17 protein-coding genes and 1 tRNA gene are annotated in these 15,806 nt (G+C 64.8%); 12 read left to right on the top strand and 6 right to left on the bottom strand.

Annotated features, from left to right (window positions below; translation table 11 throughout):
- Window positions 1–4 precede the first annotated feature (4 nt).
- Genes BMG00_RS11420 through mce form a run of 3 tightly spaced genes read right to left on the bottom strand, consistent with a single transcriptional unit; the run spans window position 5 to window position 1,410 of the window.
- Entirely contained in the window at window positions 5–682 is a 678-nt protein-coding gene (locus tag BMG00_RS11420; RefSeq protein WP_078574427.1) for a DUF4396 domain-containing protein, read from the bottom strand.
- Between the two features lie 54 nt (window positions 683–736).
- Window positions 737–1,006: a DUF1467 family protein gene (locus tag BMG00_RS11425; RefSeq protein ID WP_078529898.1), complete on the bottom strand. Its 270-nt coding sequence runs from the start codon at window positions 1,004–1,006 to the stop codon at window positions 737–739.
- Window positions 1,006–1,410 carry a methylmalonyl-CoA epimerase gene (gene mce / locus BMG00_RS11430; protein WP_078529899.1) on the bottom strand — a complete coding sequence of 135 codons (405 nt, stop codon included), beginning with the start codon at window positions 1,408–1,410 and terminating at the stop codon, window positions 1,006–1,008. Before mce ends, BMG00_RS11425 begins: the two co-directional genes overlap by 1 nt.
- A gap of 146 nt (window positions 1,411–1,556) precedes the next feature.
- Here mce and BMG00_RS11435 point away from each other — a divergent pair, with 146 nt between their 5' ends.
- Together BMG00_RS11435 and BMG00_RS11440 are read left to right on the top strand one after the other, a co-directional pair.
- The gene (locus tag BMG00_RS11435) at window positions 1,557–2,264 is read left to right on the top strand and encodes a response regulator (RefSeq protein ID WP_078574428.1); all 708 of its coding nucleotides are present in this window, start codon (window positions 1,557–1,559) and stop codon (window positions 2,262–2,264) included.
- Between the two features lie 87 nt (window positions 2,265–2,351).
- Window positions 2,352–2,828, top strand: a complete 477-nt coding sequence (locus tag BMG00_RS11440) for a hemerythrin domain-containing protein (RefSeq protein WP_078574429.1) — start codon at window positions 2,352–2,354, stop codon at window positions 2,826–2,828.
- 97 nt (window positions 2,829–2,925) lie between these two features.
- Here BMG00_RS11440 and aspS read toward each other — a convergent pair whose 3' ends face one another.
- Entirely contained in the window at window positions 2,926–4,707 is a 1,782-nt protein-coding gene (gene aspS, locus BMG00_RS11445) for an aspartate--tRNA ligase (RefSeq protein ID WP_078574430.1), read from the bottom strand.
- 243 nt (window positions 4,708–4,950) lie between these two features.
- Here aspS and BMG00_RS11450 point away from each other — a divergent pair, with 243 nt between their 5' ends.
- Window positions 4,951–6,189, top strand: coding sequence for an SAM-dependent methyltransferase (locus BMG00_RS11450; RefSeq protein ID WP_078529903.1), 1,239 nt, complete (start codon window positions 4,951–4,953; stop codon window positions 6,187–6,189).
- A 13-nt stretch (window positions 6,190–6,202) separates the two neighbouring features.
- On the opposite strand, the gene BMG00_RS11455 is transcribed toward BMG00_RS11450, so the two are convergent.
- The gene (locus BMG00_RS11455; protein ID WP_078574431.1) at window positions 6,203–6,652 is read right to left on the bottom strand and encodes a nucleoside deaminase; all 450 of its coding nucleotides are present in this window, start codon (window positions 6,650–6,652) and stop codon (window positions 6,203–6,205) included.
- Window positions 6,653–6,776: 124 nt separating this feature from the next.
- Between BMG00_RS11455 and BMG00_RS11460 the strand changes: the two genes are divergently transcribed.
- From BMG00_RS11460 to BMG00_RS11485, 6 genes are all read left to right on the top strand, one after another.
- Window positions 6,777–8,468: a pseudouridine synthase gene (locus tag BMG00_RS11460; RefSeq protein ID WP_078574432.1), complete on the top strand. Its 1,692-nt coding sequence runs from the start codon at window positions 6,777–6,779 to the stop codon at window positions 8,466–8,468.
- Between the two features lie 249 nt (window positions 8,469–8,717).
- Entirely contained in the window at window positions 8,718–9,632 is a 915-nt protein-coding gene (locus tag BMG00_RS11465) for a 5-bromo-4-chloroindolyl phosphate hydrolysis family protein (RefSeq protein ID WP_078574433.1), read from the top strand.
- A 52-nt stretch (window positions 9,633–9,684) separates the two neighbouring features.
- Window positions 9,685–10,860, top strand: coding sequence for a toxic anion resistance protein (locus BMG00_RS11470; protein WP_078529907.1), 1,176 nt, complete (start codon window positions 9,685–9,687; stop codon window positions 10,858–10,860).
- Window positions 10,860–11,828: a DUF2927 domain-containing protein gene (locus tag BMG00_RS11475; protein ID WP_078574806.1), complete on the top strand. Its 969-nt coding sequence runs from the start codon at window positions 10,860–10,862 to the stop codon at window positions 11,826–11,828. The genes BMG00_RS11470 and BMG00_RS11475 overlap by 1 nt, the downstream gene beginning before the upstream one ends.
- A gap of 21 nt (window positions 11,829–11,849) precedes the next feature.
- Window positions 11,850–12,980, top strand: a complete 1,131-nt coding sequence (locus BMG00_RS11480; protein ID WP_078529908.1) for an SPFH domain-containing protein — start codon at window positions 11,850–11,852, stop codon at window positions 12,978–12,980.
- A 4-nt stretch (window positions 12,981–12,984) separates the two neighbouring features.
- A complete protein-coding gene (locus BMG00_RS11485; RefSeq protein ID WP_168172775.1) occupies window positions 12,985–14,127 on the top strand; it encodes a TFIIB-type zinc ribbon-containing protein in 1,143 nt (380 codons plus the stop codon).
- 7 nt (window positions 14,128–14,134) lie between these two features.
- On the opposite strand, the gene BMG00_RS11490 is transcribed toward BMG00_RS11485, so the two are convergent.
- A complete protein-coding gene (locus BMG00_RS11490) occupies window positions 14,135–14,314 on the bottom strand; it encodes a hypothetical protein (protein ID WP_078574434.1) in 180 nt (59 codons plus the stop codon).
- A 69-nt stretch (window positions 14,315–14,383) separates the two neighbouring features.
- Here BMG00_RS11490 and trxC point away from each other — a divergent pair, with 69 nt between their 5' ends.
- The 3 genes from trxC (at window position 14,384) to BMG00_RS11505 (ending at window position 15,789) form a co-directional block, all read left to right on the top strand.
- The gene (gene trxC, locus BMG00_RS11495; RefSeq protein ID WP_078574435.1) at window positions 14,384–14,827 is read left to right on the top strand and encodes a thioredoxin TrxC; all 444 of its coding nucleotides are present in this window, start codon (window positions 14,384–14,386) and stop codon (window positions 14,825–14,827) included.
- 95 nt (window positions 14,828–14,922) lie between these two features.
- Window positions 14,923–14,998, top strand: a tRNA-Ala gene (locus BMG00_RS11500).
- Between the two features lie 287 nt (window positions 14,999–15,285).
- A complete protein-coding gene (locus BMG00_RS11505) occupies window positions 15,286–15,789 on the top strand; it encodes a type III secretion system chaperone family protein (protein WP_078529911.1) in 504 nt (167 codons plus the stop codon).
- The last annotated feature ends 17 nt before the right edge of the window (window positions 15,790–15,806 follow it).

The raw sequence follows: 15,806 nt of genomic DNA on the forward strand, positions 1-15,806 counted from the left end.
CGCCTCACATTTCTTCCTTGATGCCCTCGCGGATCAGCAGCCAGTTGACCGGATAGGCGGTCACGAATCCCGCCAGCATCGCGATCTGCATCGCGAACCAGAACTCGGGATCGGCTGCCGTGACATCGGCGCCCCAAAGCCCCTTGAAGACGGCGAAATGGAAGATCGCCATCATCCCATACATCCCGATTTGCCAGAAGGTGAGCGAGGCGACATCCGCCTTGGCCGCTTCTTTAAGCCCCTCCACCGGCCCCAGCCCACGCATCGGCGCGATCGCGAAATACTGAAACACGATCCCGATCGCGAGGGCGAAAACATAGTCGATCCCCCAGAGCGCGAAGATCCTCTCGCTCCAGAACCCCGGCCAGCCGAAGGGGATCAAGATGGACGGGATCACCAGCGCAAGGCTCTCGGCGGCGATGTCGCCCAGGGTGCACCCCGCGCCGCAATGCAGCGTGCCCTTCGCGACCGAAACCGGAAAAGGCGCGTTCCGGTGGCCCGACCAGCGCCGGTGAAACCAGACCGCCAACGGCCCGGCGAACAGCCCGCAGATCGGCCAGACCCAGGCCATGATCGCCATATGGGGCGGATCGCGGCGCATCTCGCGCAGCAGATAGAGAAAAGACAGCACGCCCGTCGCGAGCGCAAGCCAGCTAAACAGGGTGAACCATTGCGGGATCATGGGGCCTCTCTTCCAGCCCCCCAACCCGTCAGCGCCGGTCTCTGTTCCGAGCGCTCAGCGGCGCAGGCGGCCGAAGAAGTCGATATCTTCCAGCGTGATCATCCCCGACAGGAGGACCGTGGCGATGATCGCCCAGAGCACGACCGTCACCGCCGTCGTGATCTTCACCTTCGCGCCCAGATGCGCCTCGTGCGGCGCGCCTGCATGGGTGCCCGGCACGATCTGGTCCACGTCCCCTTGCGTCTTCAGCTTGATCGGCAGGACCATGAAGAAGACGAGAAACCAGATGACCGCGAAGAGGATGATCCCGCCGGTGAGGCTCATCAGACCTGCTCCAGCTCGATCAGGCAGCCATTGAAGTCCTTCGGATGCAGGAACAGCACGGGCTTGCCATGCGCGCCGATCTTCGGTTCGCCGGCACCCAGAACGCGCGCGCCCTCGGCCTTGAGTTTGTCGCGTGCGACGAGGATGTCATCGACTTCGAAGCACATGTGATGGATGCCGCCCGAAGGGTTCTTCTCGAGGAACCCGTTGATCGGGCTGTCTTCGCCCAGCGGGTAGAGCAGTTCGATCTTGGTGTTGGGCAGCTCGATGAATACGACCGTGACGCCATGATCGGGTTCGTCCTGCGGCGCGCCGACAGTGGCGCCGAGCGTGTCGCGATATTGCGCCGAAGCGGCCTCTAGGTCGGGCACGGCAATGGCGACATGGTTCAGGCGTCCGATCATCTGGCTCTCCTTCGTGACTGTGCGCCCTTTGCCTAGCGGGGCGAAGAGGTTCGCGCAAGCCTCGTCACCCCTGTTCGCGTTAACGCCGCGTTAGGCAGTTTGCGCCCTACTGAAGCAGACAAGCGAATCTCGCCAGGGGGCCAGACATGAGTGACACGATCGACACCATCACCAACAAACCGCCGACGCCCGGGCGCCCGCTGACCGGGTTGACTGTGCTGCTGGTCGAAGACAGCCGCGTCGCCTCTGAGGCGGTGCGGCTGTTATGCTTGCGCTCGGGTGCGCGGATCCGGCGCGCGGATTGCCTGCGCTCGGCCCATCGCCACCTTAGGACCTATCGACCAGGCGTCGTGATCGTCGATATGGGCCTGCCCGACGGATCGGGCGCCGAGCTGATCGCCGAGATCCGCGGCATGCGCAGCGCGCTGCCGGTTGTGCTGGGAACTTCGGGCGACACGACATTGCGTGCGGAAGCGCTCGCCGCCGGCGCGGACGGTTTTCTTGAAAAACCTGTCGAGAGCCTCGCGGTCTTTCAGGAAGCGATCCTTGCCGCCCTGCCGCCCGAATTGCGCCCGCCGGGGCTGCGCGTCCTGTGCGACACAGTCATCATCCCGGACCCGATCGCGCTGCGCGACGACCTCCAGCATCTCGCAGAGGTGCTCAAGGCCGGGCGCGACGGTGCGCAGATCCCCTACGCGGCACATTTCCTCGCCAGCATCGCGCGTTCGGCCCATGACGCGGCGCTCGATCAGGCCGCGCGGCGACTGGGGCGCACGGGTGGCCCGTCACAAGCCGACATACGTGCGGTGAGCGGGCTGCTCGAGGCACGCATCGCGGCGGGGGGCGCACTCTGAGGCGCCTTACGCGCGCAGGCTGGCCGGAACCTGCGGCACCCGCCTCGCGTTAAGCCGTCAAATTCCATTTTGACGGAGGATTCCCCGATGACCTCGATCTATGATGCGATCAAGGCCGATCACGACCATCACCGCGCGCTGCTCAAGACCATCGCCGATACGACCGGCGCGAGCGTGGCCCGCAAGAAAGCCTGGGACGAATTCTATTACGACATCAAGTCCCACGCCGCTGCCGAGGAAGAGACGTTCTATTCGAAGCTGATGAGCAAGACCTGGGGTCAGGATTCTGCGCGCCACTCGGTCGAGGAACATGCCGAGCTCGACGATCTTCTCGAAGAGCTCAACGAGATGGACATGGCGAGCCCCGGCTGGCTCAACAAGTTCCACAAGCTCGAACACGATTACAACCACCACATGGACGAGGAAGAAGATGAAGTCTTCACCCGCGCCCGCGAGGTGATCGACAACAGCGAGATCGAGAATTACGGCGAGAAATTCCGTGCCCGGAAGAAAAAGGAAATGTCGCTGGTCGACGAGAAGAAAAAGGACTCGCTCGAAGACTGAGCCGCCAGCCCCCCGGGATATTTCCGCCAAGTCGAATGAAGAAGGCCCCGCTCGATCCTGAGCGGGGCCTTCTTGATGTGCGGCGCTGGCGCGCGGATCAGTCCTCTTTGGGCAGCACCCGCAGGCGCAGCTCGCGCAGCTGCTCGTTCATCGGCTCGGAGGGCGCGCCCATCATCAGGTCTTCGGCGCGCTGGTTCATCGGGAACATGATGACTTCGCGGATATTCGCGGTATCGGCGAGAATCATCACGATCCGGTCGATCCCGGCCGCGCAACCGCCGTGGGGCGGAGCGCCATATTTGAACGCCTTGACCATGCCGCCGAAGCGCTTTTCGACCTCGTCCTTGCCATAGCCGGCGATCTCGAAGGCGCGATACATGATGTCGAGCTTGTGGTTTCGGATCGCGCCCGAGAGGATTTCGTAGCCGTTGCAGGCGAGGTCATACTGGTAGCCCTTGACCTGCAGCGGGTCGCCATCGAGCGCATCCGTGCCACCCTGGGGCATCGAGAACGGGTTGTGGCTGAAGTCGATCTTGCCCTCGTCATCGGCCTCATACATCGGGAAATCGACGACCCAGGCGAATTTGAACTGGCTCTTGTCGGTCAGGCCAAGCTCCTCGCCGATCACGTTGCGCGCACGGCCTGCAACCGCTTCGAAGCTGGCAGGCGCGCCACCAAGGAAGAAGGCCGCATCGCCCTCGCCCAGACCCAGCTGCTGGCGGATCGCCTCGGTCCGCTCGGGACCGATATTCTTCGCCAGCGGGCCCGCGCCCTCGAGACCCGAGCCGTCTTCGGCCTTGCGCCAGAAGATATAGCCCATGCCCGGCAGGCCCTGTTCCTGCGCGAATTTGTTCATCCGGTCGCAGAATTTGCGCGAGCCGCCCGTGGGGGCCGGGATCGCGCGGATTTCGGTGCCCTCTTGCTCGAGAAGTTTCGCGAAGATCGCAAAGCCCGAGTCGCGGAAGTGATCGGAGACCACCTGCATCTCGATCGGGTTGCGCAGATCGGGCTTGTCGGAGCCGTATTTCAGCATCGACTCGGCGTAAGGGATGCGCGGCCAGACCGGATCGACGGTGCGGCCATCGGCGAATTCCTCGAACACGCCCTGAAGAACCGGCTGCATCGTGTTGAAGATGTCTTCCTGCTCGACGAAGCTCATCTCCACGTCGAGCTGGTAGAAATCGGTGGGCGAGCGATCGGCGCGCGGGTCTTCGTCACGGAAGCACGGCGCGATCTGGAAATACTTGTCGAAGCCGCCGACCATGATCAGCTGCTTGAACTGCTGCGGCGCCTGGGGCAGCGCGTAGAACTTGCCCGGGTGCAGGCGCGAGGGTACGAGGAAATCGCGCGCGCCTTCGGGCGAGGACGCGGTGATGATCGGGGTCTGGAATTCGTTGAACTCCGCTTCCCACATCCGCTTGCGCATCGACTTTACCACGTTCGAGCGCAGGATCATGTTGTCGTGCAGGCTCTCGCGGCGCAGATCGAGGAAGCGATAGGCCAGACGGGTTTCTTCCGGATAGTCGAGCTCGCCGAAGACCGGCAGCGGCAACTCTTCGGCCTCGCCGAGAATCTCGATGTCGCGAACATAGACCTCGATCTCACCGGTCGGGATCTTCGGGTTGATCAGGCTCGCGTCGCGCAGCTTCACCGTGCCGTCGATGCGGATCACCCATTCCGAGCGCACTTTCTCCATCGCCTTGAAGGCGGCCGAGTCGCCGTCGCAGAGCACCTGCGTCATGCCGTAATGGTCGCGCAGATCGATGAACAGCACGCCCCCATGGTCGCGCACGCGATGGACCCAGCCCGCGAGGCGGACGGTCTCACCGGCATTGGCGGCGCTCAGATCGGCGCAGGTATGGCTGCGAAAGGCATGCATGGGAGGCTCCCCGGATCGAGAATTGCGTATTGTCGCGCCGATACACCTGTTGAGCGGGCAAAAGTCAAGCTGTGCAGCAGTTCACAGCCTCCCCTTAGTCACGACACGGTGCGCCGGGTCGAAAAAACGCAAACTTTCAGTTAACGTGACCGGTGAAGGGAACCCCGAGCCGCTTTCCCGGTTCCCCCCCATCGTCGGCCACCCGAGGGGCGCAGGCGCGTCCCGCAAGACCCGGAGACGCCAATGAGAGCCTGGGACGCGTTACTCGACCGCATGCTGCGCCACCTGATGCGCAAGGGCACGCTGGAACTGACATACCCTGATGGCACCCGGCGACGATATGGCGATGCGACGGACCCGCCGATCCGGATCACGATCCGCAACCCCGATGTCGTGCGCAAGATCGTGTTGAAGCCTGATCTGGGCGTCGGTGAGGGCTATACCGACGGCGACTACACGATCGAGGATGACGACCTGCGGGGGTTTCTGGCGCTCGCCGTGCGCAACCAGACCGGGGCGGGGATGCCCTGGTTCGAAAAGCCGCGCGAAGCGAGCCGTTTCTTCGGACGGCGTTTCGCGCAGTTCAACCCGGTCAACAAGGCGCGCACCAATGTCGCGCATCACTACGATCTCTCGGGCGCGCTCTACGATCTCTTTCTCGATAAGGACCGGCAATATAGCTGCGCCTATTTCGAGCGCCCCGAGATGACGCTGGACGAGGCGCAGGAGGCGAAGAAGCGCCATATCGCGAAGAAGCTCTTGATCGAGCCCGGGATGCGCGTTTTGGATATCGGCTGCGGCTGGGGCGGGATGGCGCTGACGCTTGCGCGCGATTTCGGCGCGCAGGTGGTCGGCGTCACCCTGTCGACCGAACAGCACGCGATGGCGCGCGAGAGGGTGAAGGCTGCCGGGCTGGAAGACAAGATCGACATCCGGCTGATGGATTACCGCGACGTGGCGGAGAGCTTCGACCGGATTGTCTCGGTCGGCATGTTCGAACATGTCGGCGTCCCCCATTACCGCGAATATTTCGGGAAGGTGCGCTCCCTTTTGAACCCCGGGGGCGTGGCACTGATCCATTTCATCGGTCGCTCGGGACCGGCCGGCGCGACGGCGGATTTCATCACCAAATACATCTTCCCGGGCGGCTATTGTCCGGCGATGTCGGAGGCCTCGAACGCCATCGAACACGAAGGCCTCGTCACTACCGACCTCGAGGTCTGGCGCCTTCATTATGCCGAAACGCTCAAACATTGGTGCGACCGCTTCGAGGCGAATATCGAGAAGGCCTGCGCGCTTTACGACGAACGATTCTGCCGGATGTGGCGGTTCTATCTCGTGGCCTCGGAGATGGCCTTCCGACATGGCGGACAAGTCGTGTTCCAGTATCAGCTCGCCCACGAGGTCGGTGATGTGCCGCTGACACGCGACTATCTTTACCGTGCCACAGAGGAGGAAGAGCGACGGCTGGCCGCCGAGTGAACCCGCCGCATCGCTACCGCTTTGCAGCGAAGAAGCGCTTGAGCAAAGCCTCGGCCTCGGCGGCGCCGATCCCGTCATAGACCTCGGGGACGTGATGGCTTTGCGGGTGAGTGAAGACGCGAGGGCCATGCGCGACCCCGCCCGATTTCGGATCGGCCGCGCCATAGTAAAGCCGCGCGATCCGGGCCTGCGAAATGGCCGAGGCGCACATCGGGCAAGGCTCCAGCGTGACATAGAGATCGTATCCTGGTAGCCGCTCGGAGCCTACCGCCTTGCAGGCTTCGCGCATCGCGAGGATCTCGGCATGGGCTGTGGGATCAGCCAGCTCGCGCGTGCGGTTGCCCGCTGCCGCCACGACCTCGCCCACAGGCGAGACGATGACCGCGCCCACGGGCACCTCGCCGCGCTCTGCGGCTGCGCGCGCCTCCGCCAGCGCCTGTTGCATGAAAGACCGGAAACTCATGCCCCTTCATCGCTTGCAAACCAGCCCTTATCAAGACGCTTCCCAAGCGAGATGGAAAGGTGTAGAGCCCGAGCCTTCGCGCCCGAGTGAGTCCGGCGCCCCCTCCCCTTGAAGGACCAGAGACATGACCGATACTCCCAGCAAATCCGCATCGAACGAACGCGTCGCCAAGGTGATCGCGCGCTCCGGCGTGGCCTCGCGCCGCGACGCCGAGAAGATGATCCTCGCCGGCAAGGTCGCGGTGAACGGAAAGCAGATCACCTCGCCCGCGCTCGACGTGGCGGCGACCGACAAGATCACCATCGACGGCAAGCCGATCGATGCGCCGCAGGAAACGCGGCTCTGGCTCTATTACAAGCCGCTGGGGCTGGTCACGACCGAGAAGGACGAGCAGGGTCGCCGCACGATCTTCGACGAAATGCCCGAGGGCATGCCGCGCGTGCTGAATGTCGGTCGTCTTGACCTCAACTCCGAAGGCTTGCTGCTGCTGACCAACGATGGCGGCCTCAAGCGCCGTCTGGAACTGCCCGAGACCGGCTGGCTGCGCAAATACCGCGTGCGTGTGAACGGTCGCCCGACCGAGCAGCTGTTCGACCCGCTCCGTCAGGGCATCACCATCGACGGCGAGGAATTCCTGCCGATGGAAGTTTCGCTCGACCGCCAGCAGGGTGCGAATGCCTGGCTGACCGTGGGCATCCGCGAAGGCCGCAACCGCGAGATCCGCCGCGCCATGACCGAAATCGGCCTGCAGGTGAACCGCCTGATCCGCATCAGCTATGGCCCGTTCCGTCTGATGGACATGCAACCGGGCGACGTGATGGAAGTGAAGCGCCGGATGCTGCGCGATCAGCTCGGCGGACTGCTGGAGGACGCGCCCGCAGGCGGCGAGGATCGCCCCGAGCGCAAGCCGCGCCGCGATGGCGACCGCCCCGAGCGGGGCGCACGCGATGGCAAACCCCGCTTCGGACGGGATCGCGATGATCGTCCGCGTGGCGACAAACCGCGCTTCAACCGCGACCGCGATGACCGTGGCGGAGATGACAAACCGCGTTTCCGCAAGGATCGCGACGAGGGCGGTCGCGAGGATCGGCCGCGCAAGCCGCGCACGGGTGGGTTCAAGTCCGACCGTGACGGCGGTGACAAGCCCCGTTTCAATCGCGATCGCGACGACCGTCCGCGCGGTGACAAGCCGCGCTTCAACCGTGATCGCGATGATCGTGGCGAGGACAAACCGCGTTTCCGCAAGGATCGGGACGACCGTCCGCAGGGTGACCGCCCCCGTTTCAATCGGGATCGTGACGACCGCGACCGTGGGGACAAGCCGCGCTTCGGCAAGCCCCGGTTCGAAGGCAAGGGTGAAGGCGGACGCGACGGCGGGCCGCGCAAACCGCGGGCGGGCGGGTTCAAATCCCATCGCGACGAAGGCGACAAGCCGCGTTACGACCGCAAGCGCGAGGACCGTCCGCAGGGGGACAAGCCGCGCTTCAACCGGGACCGTGATGACCGCGACCGGGGCGACAAGCCGCGTTTCAACCGGGACCGCGACGACCGCCCGCAGGGAGACAAGCCGCGTTTCGGCAAACCGCGCGGCGACCGCCCCGAAGGCGGCAAGCCGCGTTCGGAGGGGTTCAAGTCCCATGGCGGCAAACCGGGAGGCAAGCCGCGCTCGGAAGGTTTCAAGTCGCATGGTGGAAAACCGGGCGGCAAACCGCGCGCCGAGGGCTTCAAATCCCACCGCGATGGCGACCGCAAACCCGGTGGCCGTCCCTTCGGCAGCGGCCCCAAGGGGGGCCCGCGCGGCAAATCGCGCGAGTGATCGATTGAAAGGGAATCGCCGAGGGGGAAAAGCACGCGCATTTTCCCTCGGCGGTTTTGCGCGAATTTCACACCCCGCCTCTGGCACAACTCCGCTGGCCTGCCTATAAATTCCTGTAGGGCGCGGAAATTCCGCGCTCTCGTGTGGCTGGCACGGGGGGCTGGCGATGTCGCGCAGCGCGCAAAAGAGAATCGCTTTCTGGTTGATGATCGCGCTGACGCTGTCGGTCGCGCTCACGGGGAGCGTGTGATGGCCCAGCGTTACGGCGGAAAATACAGCCCACAAGGCACGCCTCGCACCGGTCCCGACCTGAGCGATGCGCGCACCATTCCCGCCCATCGTCGTCCCGACACCCGTCATCCCGAAGAGGGCCGCCCGTTCTGGATCGTGGCGGCCGCCCTGCCCTTCCTGCTGGGCGCCTTCGGCGAGGGCCCGTTTGCGCTGGCCCGCGCGCTTGGCGCCTTTGCACTGATCGCAGGTGCCGCCTGGACGATCCGCGAGGGGCTGCGCGCCGAGTTCGCCTATGTCGCCCGTGCCGCCGCCCGCCGCCCTGCTTTTCCGCGCAAGATCGTGGGCTCGGTGCTTTACGGCATCGGCCTCGCGCTCGGCGCCCAGGCCCCCGAGCTTGGCATGATCGGCGCTGGCGCGATCGGCGTGATCGGCACGATCGTCTCGCTCGTGGCCTTCGGATTCGACCCGATGAAGGACAAGGGCATGGAGGATATCGACCCGTTCCAGCAGGAGCGCGTCGCCCGTGTCGTCAAGGAAGGCGAGGCCTACCTGACCCAGATGCGCAGCGCCATTACCCCTTCGGGTGAGCGTGTGTTGATCTCCCGTGTCGACCAGTTCGCCACCACCGCGCGCGATCTGTTCCGCGCAGTCGAGGAAGATCCCGGCGACCTTGCCCAGGCACGCCGTTACATGACCATCTATCTCGAGGGCGCGCGCGACGCGACGGTGAAATTCGCCGATCTTTGGCGCAATACTCGCGACACGAAGGCCCGCGACGATTACGCGGCCCTGCTTGACGACCTCGAGGCCAATTTCACCGCCCGAACGAAGAAGATGCTCGAAGACGGGCGCGAGGGGCTGGAGATCGAGATCGAGGTGCTGCGCGACCGACTCGCGCGCGAAGGGGTTGCCGCCGCCAACGGGCGAGAGTGACATTTGAAGAGTGTGAGCGGGTGATTTGCCCGATGCCGCAAGGAGGCCTGAGATGACCGAGACGACCCGCCAGAAGGCGACCGAGCTGATGACCGAGGTTGAGGGGCTGACCGGCACCCTCCTGCCCGAGCCGGGCCCTGCCGAGGCGGTGGTGCCGCTCGATCAGGCCCCGCCGGAGACGGCCGAGGCGATCCGCTCGCGCATGGCCGAGCTCGACATGAGCGATACCGGCTCGATCGTGCAGTTCGGCTCGCGTGCGCAGACCGACCTCCAGGCGATCAGCCAGGAGATGCTCTCGGGCGTGAAGAACAAGGATGTGGGCCCCGCAGGTGACAGTCTGCGCCGCATCGTCACCACGATCCGCGGCTTCTCGGTGTCGGAACTCGACGTGCGCCGTACCCGCAGCTGGTGGGAAAAACTGCTCGGCCGCGCCGCGCCCTTCGCGAATTTCGTCGCCCGCTTCGAGGAAGTTCAGGGCCAGATCGACCGCGTGACCGACGAGCTGCTGAGCCACGAGCACAAGCTGATGAAAGACATCAAGTCGCTTGATATGCTCTATGACAAGACGCTGCGCTTCTATGACGAGCTCGCGCTTTATATTGCTGCGGGCACCGAGAAGCTGCACCAGATCGACTCGGTCGACATCCCCGCGCTCGAACAGGCCGTGGCCGATGCGCCCGAAGAGGAGAAGGTCCTCAAGGCGCAGGAATTGCGCGACCTGCGCGCCGCGCGTGACGATCTGGAGCGCCGCGTGCATGACCTGAAACTCACCCGTCAGGTGACGATGCAGTCGCTGCCCTCGATCCGGCTGGTGCAGGAAAACGACAAGAGCCTCGTGACGAAGATCAACTCGACGCTCGTGAACACCGTGCCGCTGTGGGAGACCCAACTGGCGCAAGCGGTGACGATTCAGCGCTCGCGCGAGGCGGCGGGCGCAGTACGCGAAGCCAATGATCTGACCAATGACCTGCTGCGCGCCAATGCCAAGAACCTGCGCGAGGCCAATGCCGAGATCCGCACCGAGATGGAACGCGGAGTCTTCGACATCGAGGCGGTGAAGGCGGCCAATGCCGATCTGATCGCGACGATCGAGGACTCCTTGCGCATCGCGGACGAAGGCAAGCGCAAGCGCGCCGAGGCAGAAAAGGATCTCGTCGAGATGGAGCACAAGCTGCGCGACACGCTGGCGGCGGCAAAATCCTCGGCACAGGGCGGCGGGGCCGCATGATGCTAAGCGGGCGCGTCTGGCGCTGGTCGCTCGGGATTGCGGGGTCCCTCGCGCTTTCGGGCTGTATTCCGGGGATGGGCGGTTCGCCGCTCGCCCCGCGTCAGGCCGCGCGCCCGCCTGAAGCCCCCGCCGATCTCGACCGCACCGGGGTCGCGGCGCCCAGCGCGCTCTCGCGTGAGATGCACGCCTATTACAGCCGGACCGCCGCTGAAATGGAGGCGCGCGGCCAGTTGAGAACCGATGTCGAACCGCGCGACGCGCCCTTCACGACCCGCCAGCTGGTGCAGGATTTCGTGCAGATCGCGCTCTATGATGAATACACGCCGCAAGGCGGTGGGTTCGTCGCGCGCCAGACGCCCTCGCGCCTGCGCCGCTGGGAGCAACCGGTGCGCATGGATATCGAATTCGGCGCGGCGATTCCGAAAACCGATCGCGCCTCGGATCGCTCCGAAGTGACGGCCTATGCCAGCAAACTCGCGCGGGCGTCGAAACACCCCGTCAGCGTTGTTCGCGGGGGTGGTAACTTCCACGTGCTGTTCCTGACCGAGGACGAGCGCCGCGCCATCGGCCCGCGCCTGCGCGAGCTGGTGCCCGGCATCGACGAGACCAGCGTCGAGGCGATCACCAACCTGCCGCTTTCGACCTATTGCGTGGTTTTCGCATTTTCCGAAGGCAACAGCCCGGTCTACACTCAGGCCGTGGCCGTGATCCGTGGCGAGCATCCGCCGAGCCTGCGCACGAGCTGCATCCACGAAGAGCTCGCACAAGGCCTCGGGCTTGCCAATGACTACCCGCGCGCGCGCCCCTCGATCTTCAATGACGACGAGGAATTCTCGCTGCTGACCCGGCATGACGAGTTGTTGCTGCGCATTCTCTATGACCCGCGCCTGCGCCCCGGCATCACCGAGGCCGAGGCGCGCCCGATCGTGACCACCATTGCCACCGAATTGATGGGCGGCGAGAGCTGAACGCTGGAAGGATAACGCACCATGGGCATTCTCGATTTTCTCTCGGGTGAATTCATCGATGTCATCGGCTGGACCGACGACACGCGCGATACGATGGTCTGGCGCTTTGAGCGCGAGGGCCATGCGATCAAATATGGCGCAAAGCTCACTGTGCGTGAGGGGCAGGCGGCGGTCTTCGTCCATGAAGGCCAGCTCGCCGATGTGTTCGGCCCCGGCCTCTACATGTTGGAAACGAACAACCTGCCGATCCTGACCACGCTCCAGCACTGGGATCACGGGTTCAAATCGCCCTTCCAGTCCGAGATCTATTTCGTCAACACGACCCGGTTCAACGATCTCAAATGGGGCACGAAGAACCCCGTGATGGCGCGCGACCCCGAGTTCGGTCCGGTGCGCATTCGCGCCTTCGGCACCTATTCGATGCGCGTCTCCGATCCGGGCAAGTTCCTCACCGAGATCGTCGGCACCGATGGCGAATTCACCTCGGACGAGATCAGCTACCAGCTGCGCAACGTGATTGTGCAAGAGTTCTCGCGCGCCATTGCCAGCTCGGGCATCCCCGTCTTGGACATGGCCGCGAACACCGCCGATATGGGCAAGCTGATCACCAAGGCGATCGCGCCGACGATCGCCGCCTACGGTCTGGAGCTGCCCGAGTTCTATATCGAGAACGTCTCGCTGCCCGAGGCGGTCGAGGCCGTACTCGACAAGCGCACCTCGATGGGGATCGTGGGTGATCTGAACAAATACATGCAGTTCAATGCCGCCGAAGCGATGGGCCAGCCTGGCTCGGGTGCTTCGGCCGGAATGGGCGCCGCGATGGGCGCGGGCATGGGGGCCGGGATGGGCATGGCGATGGGCCAGCAGATGGGGCCGTGGGGGCAGATGCCGCAACAGCCCGCAGCCGCCGCACCGCCGCCTCCCCCGCCGGTCGAGAAGGTCTGGCATCTCGCGGTGAACGGCCAGACGCAGGGGCCTTACGGGCGTGGGCATCTGGGGCGGATGGTCGCCGAGGGCTCGCTGACCCGCGACAGCCTCGTCTGGACTCCGGGCCAGAACGGCTGGATGCGCGCCGAGGACGTGACCGAACTGGCGCAGCTCTTCACCATCGCTCCCCCGCCTCCGCCGCCTGCCGCGCCGCCTGCGGGCTGAGCCCATGACCGGGATCCCGAAAGTGGGGCGGAGCAAGTCTCCCGTCCCCGCCGACCCACGCGGCGAAAGCCACTACCACTGTGAAAGCTGCGGCGCGGACCTGCGCTTTGCACCGGGCCAGACGCGGCTCGTCTGCGATCACTGCGGTCACGTCCAGGACATTCCCGCCGCGACCGGGCGCGGCGAAGTGCATCTGCGCGAGATCCCTCTGGAACAGGCGCTCGGGCGCGAGATGCCAGCGCAGGAAATGGAAGAGCACCGCACCGTCTCCTGCCCCAATTGCGGCGCTACGATCGAGTTGCAAAACGGCGAGCACGCGACCGAATGTCCGTTCTGCGCGACTCCCGTCGTCACCGATACCGGCACGACACGGCTGATCAAGCCGCAAGGCGTTCTGCCATTCCAGATCACCGAGGATCAGGCCCGGGCTGCGCTCTCGAAATGGCTGGGTTCGCTGTGGTTCGCGCCCAACGGGTTGTCGCAATATGCCCGCAAGGGGCGGAAGATGGCTGGGGTCTACGCGCCGTTCTGGACCTTCGATGCAGATACCCGCACGCGCTATACCGGCCAGCGTGGGGATGCCTATTTCGAGACCCGTCAGGTTGCCGTGCGTGAAAACGGCCGCACGGTCTATCACTCGCAGGAGGTGCGCCGGATCCGCTGGACACCCGTGGCGGGGCAGGTCTCGCGGAGCTTCGACGACGTGCTGATCTATGCCGCGCGCTCGCTGCCGCCCGGTTACGTTCAGGCGCTGCAACCCTGGGATCTCGGCGCGCTCGAACCCTACCGGCGCGACTATCTCGCGGGCTTTTCGGCCGAGGGCTACACGGTCGAGCTTCACGAGGGTCATCACGCCGCCCAAGCCGAGATGATCCGCGTGATCCAGTCCGACATCCGCCGCGATATCGGCGGCGACGAACAGCGCATCGGCTCGATGGATCCGCTATTCTCGGCCGAGACCTTCAAGCATGTCCTGCTACCGGTCTGGACCGCCGCCTATAAGTTCCGCGGCCGCTCCTATCGGTTCGTCGTCAACGCCCAGACGGGCCGCGTGCAGGGCGACCGCCCCTGGTCGCCATGGAAGATCGCCTTCGCGGTGATTGCGGCGCTGATCGTGGTCGGGGCGATTGCCTATCTGAAGCGCTGAGACGGCCTCAACGCCGCCCCGGCAGATCCTCCATCCCGAAGGCGATGCCCTGCGGCGCGAGCCAATTGGCAAAGCGCACCACCTTTTCGTCGAGCGAGCAGGTCGCGCCCTGCTTCGCCATTTCCACCTCATAGGCGGCTCGCAGATCCATTTGCCGCTCGGGCGTGAGCTCGGTCCAGCGCGTCATGTCGTCTCCTTGTATTCGCGACAAGCCATTCTGATATATTGTGCAAGTTGAATGCAAAGGACCGGTGACATGACCCAATCCTACCGAGTGACCTGCCTCGATTGCGGGCAGGCGAACCGGGTTCCCGCCGACAAGCTCTCGGCCGGACCGAAATGCGGCACCTGCGGGAACAAGCTGATCTCCGGTAAGGTGGCCGAGGTCGATTTCGCGACGCTCGCGAAGGCCGAGAGAGACGATCTGCCGCTGTTGGTGGATTTCTGGGCGCCCTGGTGCGGGCCTTGCCGCGCGATGGCCCCGCAATTCCAGCAAGCCGCCGGCATTCTGGCGCCGCATGTGCGCCTCGCCAAGATCAACACCCAGGTCAACCCGACCGCGACTCAGCGCTACAGGATCCAGGGCATCCCCGCCTTCATCCTGTTCCACAAGGGGCGCGAGGCCGCCCGCGCGGCAGGGGCCAGACCGGCGGCCGATCTCGTGGCCTTCGTGAAATCGAAGATTTCGATCCCCGCCTGATCCTTAACCACCGGCCGGGGCGAAAAAATTCGCGCAAGCCGGGGCGGGCCGCTTGACAAGCCCGGCGCCTTGCGCGAAATACCCGGCCACGGTGAGGGGCCTTAGCTCAGCTGGGAGAGCGCGTCGTTCGCAATGACGAGGTCAGGGGTTCGATCCCCCTAGGCTCCACCAAACCGTCTTCCAAAAAGCGCCCGATATTCGGGCGCTTTTTGCATTTCCAAGCCTTGTCAAAGACTTATCCACAAACCCGCGCGCCGCGCCTCTGCAATGTGGATGATCTATCCCCAGATTTCGTGGGCCACCCCCACTTTATCCACCAGAAATTGCTTTACAGATCGCCCCTCCGCCTACACGATATCTGGTAGGGACAGGCGGCTGCCACCGCCTTTTCTTGTAAAGCCGACAAGCCCTAGGTGAGCTGTACTCCAGGGCGCCAAAACAGGCAGGGGGATACGAGCATGGCGCTGAGCGAAGACTATCTGAACGCCGAGGAACTCCACCCGATCGACATCGTCGAGACGCTGGCCGAGGCGCATCAATGGGAATTCGACCGGGTTACCGACGATCAGATCGCGATGGCGGTCGAAGGCCAGTGGCGAACCTATTCGATCACCCTCGCCTGGTCGGACATGGACGAGACGCTGCGCCTGATCTGCACCTTCGAGATGGACCCGCCGAGCGCCCGCGAAGGCGCGCTCTATGACCTGCTCAATCGCGTCAATGACCGGGTGTGGACCGGCGCCTTCACCTTCTGGCCCGATCAACGCCTGATGGTGTGGCGGCACGGGCTGGTGCTCTCGGGCGGTCAGTTGCCCGGCCCCGAACAGCTCGACCGGCTGATCGGCGCGGCGGTTGTCGCTTCCGAGCGTTTCTACCCCGCCTTCCAGCTCGCGACCTGGGGCGAACGCGATCCCGAAGACGCGATGCAGGTCGCCATTGCGGAGGCTTACGGGCGCGCCTAATCTCCCCCCCGAACCAA

This window comes from Thioclava marina, from assembly GCF_002020135.1.
Taxonomy (GTDB): Bacteria; Pseudomonadota; Alphaproteobacteria; order Rhodobacterales; family Rhodobacteraceae; genus Thioclava; species Thioclava marina.

What these genes read in the sequence shown, in the direction of transcription:
- BMG00_RS11420 (WP_078574427.1), bottom strand. Translation starts at nt 682, where the DNA reads ATGATCCCGCAATGGTTCACCCTGTTTAGCTGGCTTGCGCTCGCGACG.
- BMG00_RS11425 (WP_078529898.1), bottom strand. Translation starts at nt 1,006, where the DNA reads ATGAGCCTCACCGGCGGGATCATCCTCTTCGCGGTCATCTGGTTTCTC.
- mce (WP_078529899.1), bottom strand. Translation starts at nt 1,410, where the DNA reads ATGATCGGACGCCTGAACCATGTCGCCATTGCCGTGCCCGACCTAGAG.
- BMG00_RS11435 (WP_078574428.1), top strand. Translation starts at nt 1,557, where the DNA reads ATGAGTGACACGATCGACACCATCACCAACAAACCGCCGACGCCCGGG.
- BMG00_RS11440 (WP_078574429.1), top strand. Translation starts at nt 2,352, where the DNA reads ATGACCTCGATCTATGATGCGATCAAGGCCGATCACGACCATCACCGC.
- aspS (WP_078574430.1), bottom strand. Translation starts at nt 4,707, where the DNA reads ATGCATGCCTTTCGCAGCCATACCTGCGCCGATCTGAGCGCCGCCAAT.
- BMG00_RS11450 (WP_078529903.1), top strand. Translation starts at nt 4,951, where the DNA reads ATGAGAGCCTGGGACGCGTTACTCGACCGCATGCTGCGCCACCTGATG.
- BMG00_RS11455 (WP_078574431.1), bottom strand. Translation starts at nt 6,652, where the DNA reads ATGAGTTTCCGGTCTTTCATGCAACAGGCGCTGGCGGAGGCGCGCGCA.
- BMG00_RS11460 (WP_078574432.1), top strand. Translation starts at nt 6,777, where the DNA reads ATGACCGATACTCCCAGCAAATCCGCATCGAACGAACGCGTCGCCAAG.
- BMG00_RS11465 (WP_078574433.1), top strand. Translation starts at nt 8,718, where the DNA reads ATGGCCCAGCGTTACGGCGGAAAATACAGCCCACAAGGCACGCCTCGC.
- BMG00_RS11470 (WP_078529907.1), top strand. Translation starts at nt 9,685, where the DNA reads ATGACCGAGACGACCCGCCAGAAGGCGACCGAGCTGATGACCGAGGTT.
- BMG00_RS11475 (WP_078574806.1), top strand. Translation starts at nt 10,860, where the DNA reads ATGCTAAGCGGGCGCGTCTGGCGCTGGTCGCTCGGGATTGCGGGGTCC.
- BMG00_RS11480 (WP_078529908.1), top strand. Translation starts at nt 11,850, where the DNA reads ATGGGCATTCTCGATTTTCTCTCGGGTGAATTCATCGATGTCATCGGC.
- BMG00_RS11485 (WP_168172775.1), top strand. Translation starts at nt 12,985, where the DNA reads ATGACCGGGATCCCGAAAGTGGGGCGGAGCAAGTCTCCCGTCCCCGCC.
- BMG00_RS11490 (WP_078574434.1), bottom strand. Translation starts at nt 14,314, where the DNA reads ATGACGCGCTGGACCGAGCTCACGCCCGAGCGGCAAATGGATCTGCGA.
- trxC (WP_078574435.1), top strand. Translation starts at nt 14,384, where the DNA reads ATGACCCAATCCTACCGAGTGACCTGCCTCGATTGCGGGCAGGCGAAC.
- BMG00_RS11505 (WP_078529911.1), top strand. Translation starts at nt 15,286, where the DNA reads ATGGCGCTGAGCGAAGACTATCTGAACGCCGAGGAACTCCACCCGATC.